The 16,859-nt window shown below is 72.8% G+C and carries 16 protein-coding genes; 10 read left to right on the top strand and 6 right to left on the bottom strand.

Annotation, left to right across the window (positions count from 1 at the left end; genetic code table 11):
• The first annotated feature begins 119 nt into the window (after positions 1–119).
• Positions 120–761: a hypothetical protein gene (locus ACSHWO_RS34175; RefSeq protein ID WP_438318483.1), complete on the top strand. Its 642-nt coding sequence runs from the start codon at positions 120–122 to the stop codon at positions 759–761.
• A 78-nt stretch (positions 762–839) separates the two neighbouring features.
• Here the strand turns inward: ACSHWO_RS34175 and ACSHWO_RS34180 are convergent, their stop codons facing one another.
• Entirely contained in the window at positions 840–1,274 is a 435-nt protein-coding gene (locus ACSHWO_RS34180; protein WP_438318486.1) for a hypothetical protein, read from the bottom strand.
• A gap of 679 nt (positions 1,275–1,953) precedes the next feature.
• Here ACSHWO_RS34180 and ACSHWO_RS34185 point away from each other — a divergent pair.
• From ACSHWO_RS34185 to ACSHWO_RS34215, 7 genes are all read left to right on the top strand, one after another.
• On the top strand, positions 1,954–2,988 hold the full coding sequence (locus ACSHWO_RS34185; RefSeq protein ID WP_438318489.1) for a helix-turn-helix domain-containing protein: 1,035 nt from the start codon (positions 1,954–1,956) through the stop codon (positions 2,986–2,988).
• 47 nt (positions 2,989–3,035) lie between these two features.
• Positions 3,036–3,263 (top strand): hypothetical protein, encoded by a 228-nt coding sequence (locus ACSHWO_RS34190; RefSeq protein WP_361094125.1) that lies wholly within the window; start codon positions 3,036–3,038, stop codon positions 3,261–3,263.
• Between the two features lie 85 nt (positions 3,264–3,348).
• Positions 3,349–4,056 carry a MauE/DoxX family redox-associated membrane protein gene (locus ACSHWO_RS34195; protein WP_438318493.1) on the top strand — a complete coding sequence of 236 codons (708 nt, stop codon included), beginning with the start codon at positions 3,349–3,351 and terminating at the stop codon, positions 4,054–4,056.
• Positions 4,044–4,586, top strand: a complete 543-nt coding sequence (locus tag ACSHWO_RS34200) for a TlpA family protein disulfide reductase (RefSeq protein WP_438318496.1) — start codon at positions 4,044–4,046, stop codon at positions 4,584–4,586. Before ACSHWO_RS34195 ends, ACSHWO_RS34200 begins: the two co-directional genes overlap by 13 nt.
• A complete protein-coding gene (locus ACSHWO_RS34205) occupies positions 4,583–6,520 on the top strand; it encodes an ABC transporter ATP-binding protein (RefSeq protein WP_438318499.1) in 1,938 nt (645 codons plus the stop codon). Before ACSHWO_RS34200 ends, ACSHWO_RS34205 begins: the two co-directional genes overlap by 4 nt.
• The gene (locus ACSHWO_RS34210) at positions 6,517–7,002 is read left to right on the top strand and encodes a S26 family signal peptidase (protein WP_438318502.1); all 486 of its coding nucleotides are present in this window, start codon (positions 6,517–6,519) and stop codon (positions 7,000–7,002) included. The genes ACSHWO_RS34205 and ACSHWO_RS34210 overlap by 4 nt, the downstream gene beginning before the upstream one ends.
• A 192-nt stretch (positions 7,003–7,194) precedes the next feature.
• Complete coding sequence (locus ACSHWO_RS34215; protein WP_438318505.1) at positions 7,195–8,433, top strand: PP2C family protein-serine/threonine phosphatase; 1,239 nt, start codon at positions 7,195–7,197, stop codon at positions 8,431–8,433.
• A 144-nt stretch (positions 8,434–8,577) separates the two neighbouring features.
• On the opposite strand, the gene ACSHWO_RS34220 is transcribed toward ACSHWO_RS34215, so the two are convergent.
• Positions 8,578–8,745: a hypothetical protein gene (locus ACSHWO_RS34220; protein WP_438318508.1), complete on the bottom strand. Its 168-nt coding sequence runs from the start codon at positions 8,743–8,745 to the stop codon at positions 8,578–8,580.
• A 390-nt stretch (positions 8,746–9,135) separates the two neighbouring features.
• Between ACSHWO_RS34220 and ACSHWO_RS34225 the strand changes: the two genes are divergently transcribed.
• The gene (locus tag ACSHWO_RS34225; RefSeq protein WP_438318511.1) at positions 9,136–9,957 is read left to right on the top strand and encodes a hypothetical protein; all 822 of its coding nucleotides are present in this window, start codon (positions 9,136–9,138) and stop codon (positions 9,955–9,957) included.
• 165 nt (positions 9,958–10,122) lie between these two features.
• Here ACSHWO_RS34225 and ACSHWO_RS34230 read toward each other — a convergent pair whose 3' ends face one another.
• From ACSHWO_RS34230 to ACSHWO_RS34245, 4 genes are all read right to left on the bottom strand, one after another.
• Positions 10,123–10,599, bottom strand: a complete 477-nt coding sequence (locus ACSHWO_RS34230) for a DUF1772 domain-containing protein (RefSeq protein WP_438318514.1) — start codon at positions 10,597–10,599, stop codon at positions 10,123–10,125.
• Positions 10,600–10,604: 5 nt separating this feature from the next.
• Positions 10,605–11,225, bottom strand: coding sequence for a maleylpyruvate isomerase family mycothiol-dependent enzyme (locus ACSHWO_RS34235; RefSeq protein WP_438318517.1), 621 nt, complete (start codon positions 11,223–11,225; stop codon positions 10,605–10,607).
• 372 nt (positions 11,226–11,597) lie between these two features.
• The gene (locus ACSHWO_RS34240; protein WP_385808545.1) at positions 11,598–12,497 is read right to left on the bottom strand and encodes a hypothetical protein; all 900 of its coding nucleotides are present in this window, start codon (positions 12,495–12,497) and stop codon (positions 11,598–11,600) included.
• Complete coding sequence (locus ACSHWO_RS34245; protein WP_361094154.1) at positions 12,494–13,507, bottom strand: SPFH domain-containing protein; 1,014 nt, start codon at positions 13,505–13,507, stop codon at positions 12,494–12,496. Before ACSHWO_RS34245 ends, ACSHWO_RS34240 begins: the two co-directional genes overlap by 4 nt.
• Before the next feature lie 582 nt (positions 13,508–14,089).
• On the opposite strand from ACSHWO_RS34245, the gene rph reads away from it, so the two are divergent.
• On the top strand, positions 14,090–16,702 hold the full coding sequence (gene rph, locus ACSHWO_RS34250; protein WP_438318522.1) for a rifamycin-inactivating phosphotransferase: 2,613 nt from the start codon (positions 14,090–14,092) through the stop codon (positions 16,700–16,702).
• The last annotated feature ends 157 nt before the right edge of the window (positions 16,703–16,859 follow it).

A 16,859-nucleotide genomic window follows, 5' to 3' on the forward strand; every position in this document is an offset into this window, starting at 1 on the left:
CTCGACTCTGCTCGTGACGGTGGCCGCCCTGTGACCGCCGTGCTCACCGCTCGTGAGGCGACGAGGGGGGCGAGCGTGTGATGATCACGGTTACGGGAAGTGGGAGGGGAACGAGAACCTTGAGTGGCACGAACTGCCCGCAGTGCGGGACGATCGACCAGGTGCGCAGCGTGCGCGCCGTCTACGAGGAGCAGACCGGTACCTACGCGGGCGTGTCGACCGGCTACTCGTCGGGCGCCGGCTTCGTCCCAGGTGGAGGGTCGGTCGCGGTCTTCGGCCGTTCGACGGTGCATTCCTCGGGGGTGTCAAGCACACTGCTGGCGCAACAGCTGGCACCGCCGCCCCAGCCCTTCCTGGAACAGCAGCGGGGCGGGTGCGGGCTGGCCGTGCTGTGTGTTGTGCCGGTGCTCGCGGCCCTGATGACGCTGCCGCTGCTGGCCAGCGACGCGCCCGGCTCGGGGCGCAACGCGATGGTCTTCTGGGGTGTGACGGGACTGCCGGCCATGGCCGGTGCCGTCGCCGTGATCGTTGCACGTGCGCGGGCCCGGCGGGCGGCCGCGAAGCGGTTCCGGGCGCAGACGGCGGCCTTCCCCGCGCTGTTCGCGGTGTGGGAGGCGGCGTTCACCTGCCGGCGGTGCCACGTCGCGTACCTGCCGGCCGGGCCGTTGGCGCCGACAGGTACGCATGGTGTGCCGGTGTCCGGCTTCCAGCAGCTGGTGTGGACGGTGGCGCACCAGCCGCCGGCAACCGGCACGCCGTGACACCGCCCCGCCCCGGGGGGCGGCCCGGCCCATGCAGTTGCCTGAGCGCCGGGGCACGCTGTGTCCGCTCGGGTCAGCTCAGGTGCTGGTCATGCGCTGCACGGCGTGCTCGCGGGCGGTGGGGGTGTCGCCTGCCGAGGCGTCGGCGACTGGGTCGGTTGTGAGCGGTCCACCCGAATCCCGGCGTCGGGACGCGATGAAGCCAGCTGACTGGTCGAGGCGGAAGGGTGAGCCGGGGGTCTGGGGGGTCCAGCCGTCGGTGAGAGCGGTGCGGATGCTGTCAGCCACGTGGGCGGGCAGGACCGGGCTGCCGGCTGTTCCCAACCAGTTGTTCGGGTGGGGCTGGTTGGTGGTGATCACCAGGGTGGTGCCGGGGGTCTGGGCGTGTTCGACCGCATAGGTAAGCGGTGACATGGCCAGCCCCTGGTCGTAGGTCGGCCGTCCGCGGAGTCGCCACCGGTATGTGGTGCCGTCCACGGTGATGAGCCGCGATCCCTTTTTGACCAGTGCCATGTCCACATCCTTTCCTCTGCGACCGTAGTGAACGGCGGTTCGTTGTGTCGTGCCTGGCCGAGCAGGGCGGGCCGGGACGCTGGGCAGCGACGGCCTGGAACCCGCATCCGGGTACCGCGGGACCCCGACACGTTGCCTCGGTTCGCGTCGGCGGCGCGCTCTCGCCGGGGGAGCGCGCCCGTGTCCTTGCCGAGTGCCGGTCGGGCCTGATGACACGGGGTGTCCGGACGTCGACCCGGACACCCGCCCGGTACGGCCGCAGAGCCCACCCGCCCCGGCGACACCGACACCCCGCCCGGTTCGTGGACCGCGGCCCCGCCCCGCTGCCCGGTCCTCGTAGGACGGCAACCCGGACACGGTTCCGACCAGCCCGGACATCGTCAGACTGTCCGGGACAGCCCGTTGCCGTTGCCCCGGCCCGGCACGGGTCAGCAGAGTCTGTGGTGTACGGCCGGACCGGACGAACGCCGCCGCGCACGGTCACGGGCCTCCGGCCGGCTGCCGACACCCCCCGGCACCACCCGCACGGGCCAGCCGCGGGCCGCTGCGGGCGCCGGGCATCCCCTCAGGCCGGTCCCGAAGGCGACCACCACCCCGAACCAGGAAGGAGCGAACCGGTATGCCCGAACGATGTCCGACCGGTCCACCCGGTACACCGGCACCAGGCGATGCCGTGGGGGTGGCCGCCCACCCGCCCGGAACCCGTGCGGTGCTGGAAGAGATCAACGGGCTGTGGCACGCCCCGGACCTGCTGCACGACGGGCCCGACCGGCTTCGCGCGGGCCTGCGCGCACTCCACCTCGGCGGCGTGTGGGCCGCGGCCCTGGCGTGCCCGCGGACCGGATTCGCCCGCACCGCGCTGCTCGTCCGCCGGCACGACCCGCAGGCCTTCCACATCCTCCACATGAGGAGGGGGCGGGCCACGCTCCGCACCGGAGGACGCCAGACCCGGATCGGGGCCGGCCATCTGGTGCTGGTGGACGGCTCCAGCACCTACAGCGGCCGGTTCGACGACCCGGCCGGGGTCCACTCCTGCGTCATCGCCCAGATCCCGCGCGCCGCAGTGCCGTTGCCGCCGCGCACCGTGCTGCGGCTCCAGGGTGTGCCCGTCCCCCTCGGCCCCGGCCTGGGCGGCGCGCTCGCACGCTGGCTCGCGGACATCACCGGCCGCCCCCACGAGTTCGCGCGGACCGACCTCTCCTGCCTCGCCGACACCACCACGACCCTGGTCGCAACGGTGCTCGCCGCCGCGGCCGGTGCCGTCGAGGGCCTGGACCCCGAAGACCGCCGGCGAGCACTGCGGACGCAGATCCGCCAGTTCATCCGCCGCCACCTCGGCGACCCCCTCACCCCGCAGGGCATCGCCGCGGCACACCAGTTGTCCCGCCGCACCCTCTACGCCCTCTTCGAGGAGGACGGCCAGACCGTGGCCGCCTGGATCCGGCAGGAACGGCTGGAACGGTGCCGGCGCGACCTCGCCGACCCCCGGCTGGCAGGGCGCCCCATCCACTGCATCGCCGCACGCTGGGGTTTCCCGGACAAGGCGCACTTCAGCCGCCTGTTCCGGTCCGTGTACGGGGCTCCACCGCGCGAGTTCCGCCAGCGGGCGGCGCCGCACGGACCGACAACCACCCCGCACCCGCAGACAACGACAGCCCGACAGGCGTCCCGCACCCTCGTTGTCGGAGGCGCCGTTCACGGCGAGCGGCCGTGAGCCGGTGCCCCGGCCCATCGATCCGATCGCGAAGGAGCGAGTGAGACATGCGCACAACGCTTGAGAGGCTGGGCGGCAGGATGCTGGACCGCCTGGTGCCGCGCGTGGACGCGTCCGCCGCCGAGGCGGCCTGCACCTGCTACCAGTGCGTCCAGGGCTCGTCCGGCTGTGCCTCGACCGGCCACCGGTGGTACAGGAAGCAGCCGTGTGGCGGCGGCCCCTGGACCTTCGACCGCTGCGCGAACTGCAGCCCGGGCTCCGGGTACTGCATCTGACGAGGCCCGTTCCGCCGTTGCCGCCGTGCGGCGGGTGATACCCGCCGCACGGCTCCCCTACCCCCTGTCTGCCGGAGGCAGTGCGATGGAGTACCTGTTGGCGGGAGCCCGCGGACTGCTGGGGCTGGTGTTCCTGGTGTCCCTCGCCGGCAAGGTCGCCGGACGCTCCGCGTTCACCGCCTTCGCCGGGTCCGTCCGGTCGTTCGGCGTGGTGCCGCCCGGCCTCGTCCGCACGGTGGCCCGGACGGTGATCGCCGGAGAGGCCACCGTGTGCGGCCTGATGGCCGTACCGGTGCGGGGCGCCGCGGCGGCCGGCTTCGCGGTCGCAGCCGCCCTGCTGGTGGCGTTCACCGCGGGCATCATGGCCGCCGTACGGCGGGGAGCCGCCGCCCCCTGCCGCTGCTTCGGCCCGTCGACGACACCGCTCGGCACCCCGCACATAGTCCGGAACCTCGCCCTCTGCGCGGTCGCCGCGGGCGGGGCCGGGGCGCTCGCCGTACCGGCCGCAGCGGACGCCCGGCCGGGCGGTGCGGCGGTGGCGGCTGTCGCCGGGCTGATCACGGGGATCGTGGTGACCCGGCTCGACCACCTGGTCGCACTCTTCCGGCCGCTGCCCACCGGTGCGCGGGTCGGCGCGGCCGCACCCGTACGGCACCGGAGTGCCAGGCAGCAGCAAGCCGAGCAAGCGCGAGCCGAGCGGGCGCAGGCCGAGCAGTCGCAAGCCGAGCAGTCGCAGGCCGAGCAGTCGCAAGCAAGGAAGCCAGAGGACAAGGAGCCCTCATGCCCGTCCTGATCGCCGTCGTGGCCCTCGTCGGAACGCTGTGCACGTTGAACCTGGTCCTCACCCTCGGCGTCGTCAAACGGCTGCGGGAGCACACCGAGCTTCTCGGAGCCGTGCAGGGGGACCCCGTCAGTCTCGAAGTCGGTCAGGAGGTCGGGGAGTTCGACACCTCGACCGTGGGCGGGGAGCCGCTGGTGCGCGATCTGCTGTCCGGGCCGGTCCTCTTCGGGTTCTTCTCACCGACCTGCGAGCCCTGCAAGGACAAACTCCCGCGGTTCGTCGAGTACGCGCGGCGCGAGCCCGGCGGTCGCTCCTCGGTGGTGGCGACCGTCGTCGGCGACGCCGACTCGGCGTCCGGGTTCGTCGCCGAACTCGGCCAGGTCGCCCATGTCGTCGTCGAGGATCCCGGCGGTGCGGTGGGCACCGCGCTCGGCATCCGGGCCTTCCCGAGCGTGCTGCGGGCCGACCGCGATGCCGCGGGCCGCCTCGTCGTCGTGGACGACGACGTGGCGCTCAGCCGCCCGACCACCCTCACCGCGTGACCGTGACCGTGACCGTGACCGGAACCGGAACCGGGGCCGGGACTGCGAAGGCGGCCCGCGGGGCGGGCCTCTCGCGCTTTTCCCGGCACGCGGCGACGGCCGTCGCCCTCGCGGCACGCGCGGCTCCGGCGGTCTTCGCCGGCCACGTCCTGCTGACCCTCGCGACGGGTGTGCTGCCCGTCGCGGCGGCCTGGCTGACCAAGCTCGCCCTGGACGGCCTGACCGCCGGTGGCACCCCGACGGGTGCGCTCCTCTCGCTGGCAGCAGGACTCGCGGGCGTGGGGGTGGTGATCGCGGCGACCGCCCACACCAACGACTATCTGCGGGCGCAACTGGACCGCGCCATCGGCGTGCTGACGCAGGACCGGCTGTTCGCGGCGGTCAACGGGTTCGTCGGACTCGCGCGGTTCGAGAGCCCCGCCTTCCTCGACCGGCTGCGGTTGGCCCAGCAGGCGAGCGCCGTCGGGCCCGGCCAGGTGGCCAACGGGATCCTGGGCCTGGCCCAGGCCGCGATCACCGTGACCGGCTTCGTCGGCTCCCTCCTCGTCCTCAGCCCCGCCATGACCGTGCTGGTGGTGGCCGCCGGGATGCCCGCTCTCGTCGCCGAACTGCTGCTGTCCCGGCGGCGGGCCCGCCTGCACTGGGACCTGGGGCCCACGGAACGGCGCGAGATCTTCTACAGCCGGCTGCTGTCGAGCGTCGAAGCCGCCAAAGAGGTACGGCTGTTCGGCATCGGCGCCTTCCTCCAGGGCCGCATGCTCGCGGACCGGCGCACTGCCAATTCGGCCAGGGCGCGACTGGACCGCGGGGACGCGCTCGTCCAGTCGGGGCTGGCGCTGCTCGCCGCGCTCGTCTCCGGCGGTGGGGTGGTGTGGGCCGTGCTGGCAGCCCGCTCCGGGCACCTCTCCGTGGGCGACATCGCGATCTTCATCGCGGCGGTGGCAGGCGTACAGGGCTCCCTCACCTCCGTCACGGGACACCTCGCAGGCTGCCACGAGGCGCTGATGCTGTTCGAGCACTACCTGGACATCGTGCGCAGCGATCCGGATCTGCCGGTGGCCGCCGACCCTGCCCCGCTGCCCGCGCTGCGGGAGGGCATCGAGTTCCGGGACGTGTGGTTCCGCTACTCCGAAGACCACCCGTGGGTCCTGCACGGGGTCAGCTTCCGTCTGCGGCACGGGGCGGCGCTGGCCCTCGTGGGGCTGAACGGCTCGGGCAAGTCCACCCTGGTGAAACTGCTGTGCCGGTTCTACGATCCGACGCGCGGAGCGATCCTCTGGGACGGCGTCGACCTGAGGGACGTCGACCCGGCCCGCCTGCGTAGCCGTATCGGGGCGGCGTTCCAGGACTACATGGCGTACGACATGACGGCGGCCGAGAACATCGCACTGGGCGATCTCCGCGCCCTCGACGCCACGGAGCGGATCCGCGGCGCGGCGCAGCGGGCCGGCATCCACCACAAACTGGCCACGCTGCCCCGCGGCTACGACACGCTGCTGTCCCGCAGTTTCACCGCGACCTCGCAGGACGGCCGGGAAACCACCGGCGTCGTGCTTTCCGGCGGCCAGTGGCAGCGGCTCGCCCTGGCCCGCGCGTTCGTGAGGGACGAACGGGACCTGATGATCCTCGACGAGCCGGCCTCCGGGCTCGACGCGCAGGCGGAGGCGGATATCCAGGAGGCCCTGCGCACGCACCGCCGGGGCCGGACCAGCCTGCTGATCTCCCACCGGCTCGGCTCGGTCCGCGAAGCCGACGCGATCGTAGTGCTGGAGGAGGGCCGGATCGTCGAACAGGGGAGCCACGCCTCGCTCCTGGCGGCGGACGGACGGTACGCGCGGCTCTTCGCCCTCCAGGCGTCCGGCTACCGCCCGGAGGACGCCCCGGCCGCTGCCGCCGCCCACCCCGATGCCGTCCCGGAAGCAGGCCACCGATGAGGCGCGGCGCCCGCCGGGCGGTGCCCGCCGCTGCGCTCGGCCTGGCGGGCGCCGCCGCCGTGCTGCTGCGGTACAGCGTGATCCGGGTCACCGTGCGCGGCAGCAGCATGGCCCCGGTGTACGAGGACGGCGCCAGGGTCCTCGTACACCGCGGCGGCCGGATCGCGGTGGGGCGGGTGGTGGTACTGGAGCACCCCGCGCAGGACGGGGGCCGCCCCATGCCGCCGGTGGCCCGCGCGGCCTCCCCGCGTGCCGTGGGGTCCCGCCGCTGGATCATCAAACGCGTGGCGGCGGTCCCCGGCGACCCGGCCCCGCTGGACCGGGTACCCGGCCTGGACGGCACGGCGGGCGCGGTCGTGCCGCCGGGCCTGCTCGTCCTGCTCGGCGACAACACGGCGAACAGCCACGACTCGCGCCAGGCGGGGTACTTTCCCGTGGAACGGGTCCTCGGCACCGTGCTCGGGCAGCGGCGCCGGCCGTGACGGTGAGGAGCCCGGACCCGCCGTGACCGGCCCGACGGGCGCGCGGACCGTCACTCAGCGCCATTCGGAGACGGACCCTCCTTCCCTCACTCGGGCGCGCCGACCGGATGCGCTGACGAGCGCACGCCCGTGGGGGTGCGTAGCTTGGCGGCAGGGCAGGCACCGGGCCTGGCAGTGAGGAGCGGACGGCTGGTGAAGCCGGAGATCGACTACAGGGCGTTGTTCGCGGCGACGCCGAGTCCGTATCTGGTGCTGGCGCCGGATCTGGTGATCGTGGCGGTCAACGAGGCCTATATGCGGGCGACGGGCCGCAGCCGGGAGGAACTGGTCGGGCAGCACGTGTTCGACGCGTTCCCCGACAATCCCGCCGATCCGGGCGCGGACGGCGTGAGGAACCTCGGCGCGTCGCTGGGCCGGGTGCTGGCCACCGGGGAGACCGACACCATGGCCGTGCAGAAGTACGACATCCCGGAGCCCAAACGGCCGGGGACGTTCGAGGAACGCTGGTGGTCACCGGTGAACACCCCCGTCATGGGTCCGGACGGGCGGGTGGCGTGGATCATCCACCGGGTCGAGGACGTCACCGCCTTCGTGCAGTCCCGACGCTTCCGCGGGGAGGGCGGGCGGACGACCGGGCGTGAGGAGGGCATGGAAGCCGAGCTGTACGTCAGGTCCCGTGAGCTGCAACGCCTGAACGAGGAACTACGGGCTGCTCATGCCCGGGAGCGGGAGGTCGCGGTCACCCTGCAGGAGGCGATGCTCCACTCTCCCGACCTGGCCCGGCACAGCGACGTCGCGGTCCGCTACCTGCCCGCGATCGGGTCGCTGAACGTGTGCGGTGACTGGTACGACACCGTCGACCTGCCCGACGGCCGGTTCACCGTCGCTGTCGGCGATGTCGTCGGCCACGGCCTGGAAGCCGCCACCGTCATGGGCATGCTCCGCAGCGCCCTGTCCGCCGCCTGCCGCGCGGTCACCGGCCCGGCCAGCGCGCTGGAGGTACTGGGCATGTACGCCCGCTCCGTCGACGGGGCGCTGGCCGCGACCGCGGTCACCGTGCTCGTGGACTGCCGGACGCGGCTGCTCGTCTACTCCAGCGCCGGACATCCGCCCCCGGTGCTGCTGCATGCCGACGGCACGTTCGACCTGCTGGACAAGGCCACGGACCCGCCGCTCGGCGCGCGCCCGGAGCACGTTCCGCGCCCGCAGGCCGGCACCGCCTACCGGGCTGGCGACACCCTCCTCCTCTACACCGACGGCCTGATCGAACGCCGCGACGAGGACGTCGACACCAGCCTGGACCGGCTCACCACCGCCCTCGCCGACCTGGCCGCCCTCGGCCCCGAGCGACTGGCCGACGCCCTCCTCGCCCGGCTCGGGGTCGCCGGCGGCGCCCGCGACGACATCGCCCTCGTCATCGTCCGCCTCTGACCCCGGCCCGCGCCCCTCACTGCAGGCACGGGTAGGTCTGGCGGGGACCCGACCGTCACCCCGACCCGGCCTGCTCCTCGGTGAGGTCTCCTGTCACCCGGCGCGAGCCCCCAGCCACTGCGGCGTGGCTACGGGCGTCGCGCCTCAGCTCCCTCCCCTCGGGCCGCCGTCGCGGGGGCTCCGCCATGCCGCGAACAGGGCCGTCGCGGCCGTGGCGTATCCGGCCATCTCCTGCGGGCTGGTGTGGCCGATCACGATCAGCACCGTGACGACCGTCAGCACGGACAAGAAGACGAGGAAGTCAGCGGGCACCTGAGGCAGCTGACGCCGACGGCGAGAGGACATCGTCACTCCTACGGGGTAGAGCCTGCCGCCGCGCGAGCGCGGCCAACGCCGGCCGCGGCAGATCGCTGCGGAAGCGGGGCACCGACGGTGACCCGCTCTCCATTACGCGCAGCCCTCGGAAGTGCCCCGCACGCCTCTGACACTTTCCCCCACCCCACCCCCTTGACCTGGTGCGAGTACCGCTGACAGCCTTGGCCGCACTGACACTCGCTGACACTTCCTGCCAGGAGAAGCCGGATGCAGCGTCGAGGGGCCAGGGGCGTGCGGATGCCGCCCGTGGAGGAGTTTCCCGCCGGACCGCGAAGGACTCTGCTCGAAAGCCTGCACGGTCTGTACCGGGCGGCTGATACACCAGGGGTGCGCACCATCAGCGCAGGTCTGGCCGACGGCGACTTCCGGGCCACCATGGACCGGGATCTGGTGTCCAAGGTCCTCAACGGCACCCGGTGGCCCACCGCCTGGCAACTGGACAGCCTCGTGCGCTGGTTCGCCGGCCGGGCCATCGACGGCAGGAACCCCGCTATCGAGGCCAGCCGCTTCCTGGGGCTGTACCAGCAGGCAGTCGAGGAGGGCGACGGAACGGTACGCGCGCCCGCCCCCTCCCGATCGGCGCTCCTGGTGTACTTTCGCCGCCAGACCTGGTCGGGCGTCCTCCTGCACGACGGGACCGTCCTCACCCAGAGCCTGGACCTGGCTGAGGAATCCGGCCCGCTGAACGGGGACCGCGTCGAGGTGCGATCCGTCGACAGACCGCAGAACGGGTCCGAAGCGGATGTGCTCATGCGGGGAACCAGCAGGACGGGCTTCACCGTTCTCGCGCCCAGACATCCCCTCCAAGGAGCGGCCGCCGCCCGATGGGCTCCCGCGCCACCGATCGGCGGGCGAGTGAGGGCCTACCTGACGCACACCAGCCGCCGCGACAACCGACTCGAGGGCCTGTGGCTGGCCGGCACGGTACTGGGACCGAGCGGCCCCGACGGAGACTGGCAGCTCGACATGACGTTGACCATCGAGCCCAACGAGGCGCGCATCGGTGACGTGGCGGCCGGCGCAGGGGTCCTGGACGAGTCGGGACGCCTGGTCGGTGCCATCACCAGGCGCCTGCCGGGCACGAGCTTCTACTGGATGGCGCCCGTGGACACCATCGAGCGCCAAGGCGTCTCGCTGCGTCCGCGCTGAAACCCGCTGCACGTGCACCCACCGCGTCCCCACCGACGCCCGGTGCTGGAGCTCTGCCAGGACATCGCCCGGGCGAGGAGGATGGCCGGCTCGATGACGCGGGCGCACAGATCCGATGGAGGAGCGGCGGCGAGCAGCGCAAGCCGATCCGGGACGGGCCGTGGGCTACGCGTTCGTCGAACGAGCACGTGAAGGCGTGAGGGCGATCGCGATGAGGAGCACGAAGGCGAGGACGGCGGTGCCGGTGCGGGCGTCGTTGAAGAGTTCCCAGCGGTGCAGGATCCGCGCGTGGCCAGGCGGCGCGGTGGTGGCGGCCCATGCCTTGATGCGGCCGTTGATCGGGACGTTCCCGAACCGTGTGATCAGGAACGGGGCAACGGTCAGGAGCCCCGCTGCCCCGGCCTGGCGGCGGGCCCGGCCGCGTACGGACGCGGCGAGCGCCAGCGTACTGAGGGCCGAGGCCGCCATGGTGGCCTGCATGGTGATGCCGTTCATCTTCATCAGTTCGGCGTGGAAGCCGAGCCGCATCTCGATCGGCACCGCGTTGAAGGTCGGGACGAGGTTGGCGGCCCCGTAGCCGAAGGCGCCGGCCACCAGGCCCGTGGAGAGGAGTGCCAGGCCCAGGAGGAGCCGGGAGCGCACGGCCTTCACCGCGCGGTGAAGCGGTCGGCAGCCTCGCCGCCGAGGCGGCCGGACGGCAGACGGCGGCCGAAGGCGAGCAGGAGGAGGTCCTGGGCGGCTCCGTACACGGGCGCCGTCCCGAGGCCGTACGACCAGTCGATGTCCTGCGCGCACAACCGGACCCCCGTGAGGTCGACGCCGAAGAACCTGAGGCCGCGCGGCTTGAGGTCGTCGAGCAGGATGCGCAGCCGGGCCTCGGGAACGCGCCGGTCGAGCCCGAGGGCGGTCGTGACGTCCAGGCCGTGGACGACGTCGTGGCCGAGGGCGGCGGTGAGTCCGCCGACCGGCGGGGTCCACGGGTGGTGGGCGTTGTCGCGGAGCAAGGCGCTGAGCCGGGTGGGGCTGTGGGCGGCGGCGTCCCGGCGGGCGACGCGGTCGGTCATGCGGTGGAGGCTGCCGCGGGCCTTGAGCAGTTCGCCCAGGGTGGCGGGGAGGGAGAGCCGGAACCCCATCGACATGTGGGCGACGACCTCGCGGACGGTCCAGCCCGCGCACAGGCTGGGGGCGTTCCAGTCCTTGTCCCCGAGGGCGTCGAAGAGGTCGGCGAGCTCGCGGCGTTCGGCGGCTATGGCGTCCTTGATCTGCATGCGATCAAGCCTGCGGGGCGCTGATCCATATGGCCAATAGATGGTTCTGCTGCCACCCAGCATCGCTGGTTATGGGACTCCGGCAGCTGCGCCATTTCGTCACCGCCGTCGAGCAGGGCGGCTTCACGCGTGCGGCCGCGTGGCTGCATCTGGCCCATCCGGTCTCCTTGCTGCTCGTACCGCGCTGCGGTGGCGACCAGGCTGCGGTGCCGGATGTCGGGTGTCGGATGTCGGGGATGCCGGTCCGGAAGCCGGCCGCTGCCGTGAGCGTGCCTGTTCCCAGGGGAGCGTGAGCGGCGCCGACTCCCGGGCCGGGCGCGGTACGAAGCCCCCCACAGCCCCCGCGGACGCCCGGGCGGACAAGCCGCGGTTTCACGTCACCAGCCGCAGCGACGTTCCCGCAATGCCCACTCGTACGCTCTGGCCCCAGGTCAGTTCCAGGGCGTCGGCCTCCATTCCGTCTCCGAAGACCACGATGCGATCCGACTCCACGGTCAGGCGCAGTTTCTGCGCCCGTCCGAGCTCACCGGCGACCCTCCTCGTTCCGGTCGCGGGCGAGGGCCAGGCTTCGCGTACGAACCACAGGAGCCGCGGGTCGCACGGTGCGGGCAGTGCCGCGGTGCTGCCGCGCTCCAGCCACAGGGAGCGCAGCCAGCCGGTGGCGCCCGTGCCGGTGCCCACGAGCACTCCGGAGGATGCCTGGGCCTCGCCCGGGCCGTTCTCCGTGTCCGGGCCCAGGCGGTAGCGGGCCGTCTGGTGGCCGGGCGGGCCCAGGTAGATCTCGTTCAGCGCCAGGATGCGCTGGGTGTCGTCGGCGACGGCCTCGACCATGGTCAGCTCGTCCGCCCGGCCCCCGGGGGCGACCGCGGCGCGCAGCAGGGCGGCCGTGTCGGCGCAGCGGTGACGGACCAGGATTCCCGCGTTGCGCCCCGGGTCGGTGTCGATGCCCACGACAGGCTGCCCGCACAGGTATTTCGCGGTGTTGGCGACCAAGCCGTCCTGGCCGACCACGACCACCACGTCCTGCGGGGCGAACAGGAAGCGGTCCAGGTCCGCCCGCTCCACCCGGGAGCTGCGCCAGGTGAGCGGCACGGCCGCCGCCACCTCCCGCAGTGCCTGTTGCACGCGGTCGTGGCGGCGGACCAACTCGTCGATCGAGCGGCCCCGGCTGGAGAGGAAGAAGGCGGCCTGCCCGTGCGTCCCGTGCCGGGCGAGGAGTTCCTCGTACTCGGTCCTGCGGTGCACGAGCACGGCCCGCGGGGCCAGGCTCACGCGCCCGCTCCGCCCTCGGGACGCCCGAGCCGGGTGAGGAGTCCGGTGAGGACGTCCGGAGAGAGCGTGATGCTCTCGATCCGCGGCAGGTTCTCCGCCAGCCGGGCCGCCGCCATGGCGCGCAGCGTGCCCGGGTCGGCTTCGCCGTGTACCCGCAGCCAGGCGGCCTGGGCCTCGGCGCGTGCCGCGCCCGTCTCGCGCGCCGCTTCGGCGTCCGCGCGGGCCAGGGAGACCTTGCGGGCCGCCTCGGCCTCGGTCCGTACGGCGTCCGCCGCCGCGTTCTCCTCCGCCTCGCGGCGGGCGTTGGTGCCGCGCTGGTCGACCAACTGCTCCTCACGACGGGCCAGTTCGATCTGACTGGCCAGCTCGTTCTCTGCGATGGCACGCTCGCGCTCGACGGCGACGGCCCGCCGTTCGTAGGTGGCCCGGTCCGCCTCCTGCTGGATCTGCTCGCGGGCCGGGGTGCGCAGGGCGCGCTCCACCTCGGCCTCGGGGCGTATCGCCACGACGCGTACGGCCACCACGTCGATGCCGGTGGCCGGGAGCCTGGGCTCGGCGGCGAGACCGTCGGTGACCCGCTGCCGCACGGAGGTGACGCCATCCACCAGGGCGGCGGCCAGCGGGGTGCGGGCCAGTACGTCCAGGGTGTGCTGCTGTGCGGTCTCGGTGAGGAGAGTGGCGATCTGCTCCAGGGGAGCGCCGCGCCAGCTCCCGGTGTCCGGGTCGACGGAGAAGTCGAGCCGGTCCGCAGCCTCGGCCGGGTCGCTGATCCGGTAGGTGACGGTGGCCTGCACGGTGACGTCCTGGAAGTCGGCCGTACGGGCGTGGAAGGCCATGGCCAGCTCCCGGTCGTCGACCGGCACTTCGGACAGCGCCGCCGACAGCGACCGGTACCAGAAGCTGAGCCCCCGGCCGTCATGGACGAGTCGGCCACGCCTGTGGTGGCGGACGTGAGCGTTGGGCGCGGAGCGCAGATGACGCCAGCCGAAGCGCCGGGTGATGTCGGCCATGGTGAACCCCCTTTATTCGTCTGAGTGACGATAATGGCCGCACGGTTATATCGTCAAGAGGACGAAAAGAGGTTCGGCTGTCTCGGTCGGCCCTCGGAACACGGGGAAGCCGGGCCGGGAGTTCCGGAGCGCCAGCGCCTTCCACGCCCAGCGCCTTCCACGCCCGCTGGCGCCGCGCCCCTGCGGGGGCCGCTCTCGCCCTCACGCTCCTGGAGACGGCCGGATTCGAGCGGAAACACATCGCCGTATCCGACGAGGGCGTGGTCCGCTCCAGGCTGACCACGTCGCCGGCCCACGCCAGGCAGTGACCCTCGGGCCGACGGCGCGACACCGCCGCCGGCCCTCCCTCCTGGAGGGGCGCCAACGGCTGCGCATCGACCGGCGTCAGGGGCGTCACAGGGTCAAAGGGTGCTGAGTCGCCCTGAATCCCGCTCGGGTGCCGCCATGGGCCGCAAACGAAAAAGGCAAGGAGAGCACTCTCCTTGCCACTCTCAACTTATAGCGCGACCCGGGGCTTGCCGCAAGGCCCCGGGCAGGGCGCAGAATCGTCGCCCGAGCCATGACCGCCCCGGAGGCATCGCAGTGGACGAGCAGTACGTGTGGGACTTTCACCAAGTGGACGCGACCCGGGTCGCGACCGTCGGCGGCAAGGGCGCGCACCTGGGTGCGCTGTCGCGCATCGAAGGAGTCCGCGTCCCGGGGGGCTTCTGTGTCACGACCGAAGCCTTCCGGCGGATCATCGCGCAGGCACCCCCGGTCGGCGACCTGCTCGATCGGTTGTCGCACGTGAACCTGGACGACCGGGAAGCCATCCGCACGCTCAGCGCGCAGCTCCGCCGGACCGTCGAAAAGACCGCGGTCCCGGACGATCTCGCGGCGGCGATCACCCGCGCACTCGCCCGGTCCGGCGAACGGGCCGCATACGCCGTTCGGTCCAGCGCCACGGCGGAGGACCTGCCGACGGCCTCCTTCGCCGGCCAGCACGACACGTACCTCAACGTCGTGGGGCCGACGGCGATCCTCCAGCACATCGGCCGGTGCTGGGCCTCGCTGTTCACCGAGCGTGCCGTGTCCTACCGCCTTCGCAACGGCATCGACCACCGCACCGTCCACATGGCCGTGGTCGTGCAGCAGATGGCCTTCCCGCACGCGTCCGGCATCCTGTTCACGGCCGATCCCGTCACGGGCAACCGGAAGGTCGCCACCATCGACGCCGGATTCGGCCTCGGCGAGGCACTGGTCTCCGGCCTGGTGAACCCGGACGTCTTCACCGTGCGGGACGGCAAGGTCGTCACCCGGACCATCACGGCCAAACAGCGCGCCCTGACCGCCCTGCCGGCCGGCGGCACGCACGAGGTGGCGCTCCACCCGCAGCAGCAGGCGCAGCCGGCGCTGACGGATGCGCAGGCCCTACGGCTGGTCGAGCTCGGGCGGCGGATCGAAGCGCACTTCGGCTGCCCCCAGGACATCGAATGGTGCCTGGTGGACGACGGCTTCCGGATCGTGCAGAGCCGGCCGATCACGACGCTGTTCCCCGTCCCGGAGAGGAGTGACCGGGACAACCACGTCTACGTCTCCGTCGGCCACGGGCAGATGATGACGGATCCCATGAAGCCGCTGGGGTTCTCCATGTGGCAGCTGACGGCCATGGTGCCGATGCACGAGGCAGGCGGGCGGCTGTTCGTGGACGTCACCCAGCGCCTGGCCTCGCCCGCGAGCCGCACCGCCCTCCTGGACGCCCTCGGCAAGGGCGACCCGCTGGTCCGGGACGCTCTGGAGACGGTCCTCGCACACCACAACCTCGCTCCCTCGCTGCCTCAACCAGGGCTGGACCCCGGCGGCCTGCCGCCCGGCGGTGGCGGTGCGCCCGACCCGATCGAGACAGATCCGGCCATCGTCACCGAACTGATCGAGCGCAGCCGTGCCTCCCTCGCCGCCCTGAAAAGCGACATCCGCACGAAGAGCGGACCGGCTCTGTTCGACTTCCTGCTGGAGGCCTTCGAGGAGCACAAGCGCCTCCTCAGCGATCCGCAGAGCATTCAGGCGATCATGGCGGGCATGGAGGCCACGTGGTGGCTCAACGACAAGCTGGGGGAGTGGCTCGGAGAGAAGAACGCCGCCGACACGCTGACGCTGTCCGCCCCTGACAACATCACCTCGCAGATGGGGCTGGCCCTACTCGACGTGGCGGACGTCATCCGCCCGCTGCCGGAGGTGGTGGCGTTCCTGCGCGACGTGCAGGACGACGGCTTCCTGGACGAGCTGGCGAAGCTCCCGGGAGGGCCCGAGGCCCGCGACGCCATCGACACCTACCTCGACCGGTACGGCATGCGCTGCGTCGGCGAGATCGACATCACCAGGCCGCGCTGGCGCGAACACCCCAGCACGCTGGTCCCTGTGATCCTCGACCACGTGCGCACCTTCGAGCCGGGTGCCGCCGAGCGGCGCTTCGAGCTGGGGCGGCAGAAGGCGCACCAGATGGAACAGGACGTGCTGACACGCCTGCGCGCCCTGCCGGACGGGGACCGCAAGGCCGACGAGACCCAGCGGATGATCCACCGGGTGCGCACCTTCATCGGGTACCGGGAGTACCCCAAGTACGCCATCATCAGCCGCTACTTCGTCTACAAGCAGGCCCTGATGGCGGAGGCCGAACGTCTCCTGCAGGCGGGCGTGCTCGCCGAGCGGGAGGACGTCTTCCACCTCACCTTCCCGGAACTCCACGAGGTCGTGCGTTCGGGCCGGCCGGTCGACCCGCGGCTCGTCAGGCAGCGCAAGGAGGCGTTCCGGGCGCACCACGCGCTCACTCCGCCCCGGGTGCTCACCTCGGACGGCGAGGCTTTCACCGGCTCCTACCGCCGAGACGACGTCCCGGCCGGCGCCCTGGCCGGCGTGGCGGTCTCGGCCGGGACCGTCGAGGGACGGGCCCGGGTCGTCCTGGACATGGCGGAGGCCGATCTCGAAGCGGGCGACATCCTGGTCACGGCCTTCACCGATCCCAGCTGGTCGCCGCTGTTCGTCCGGATCGCGGGCCTGGTGACCGAGGTGGGCGGCCTGATGACCCACGGGGCGGTGATCGCCCGTGAGTACGGTCTGCCGGCCGTCGTCGGCGTGGAGCGGGCCACCAGCCTGATCCGGGACGGCCAGCGGATTCGCGTGCACGGCACCGACGGGTACGTCGAGATCCTCCCCTGACCGCCGCACCGGCCACACCGGCCGCGGCTGCCGAGCCGATGGCGGGTCAGGAGGGCCGCCCAGGGAGATGATCGCTGGCCGGGTGAGCCAACGACCGTGATGGTGCCGGATGCGGCGCGCACCGAGCAGGCGACCCCGGAAGCCGGCGCAGCCGCAC

The organism is Streptomyces pallidus (ex Mingjun et al. 2026), from assembly GCF_051550185.1.
Classification (GTDB): domain Bacteria; phylum Actinomycetota; class Actinomycetes; order Streptomycetales; family Streptomycetaceae; genus Streptomyces.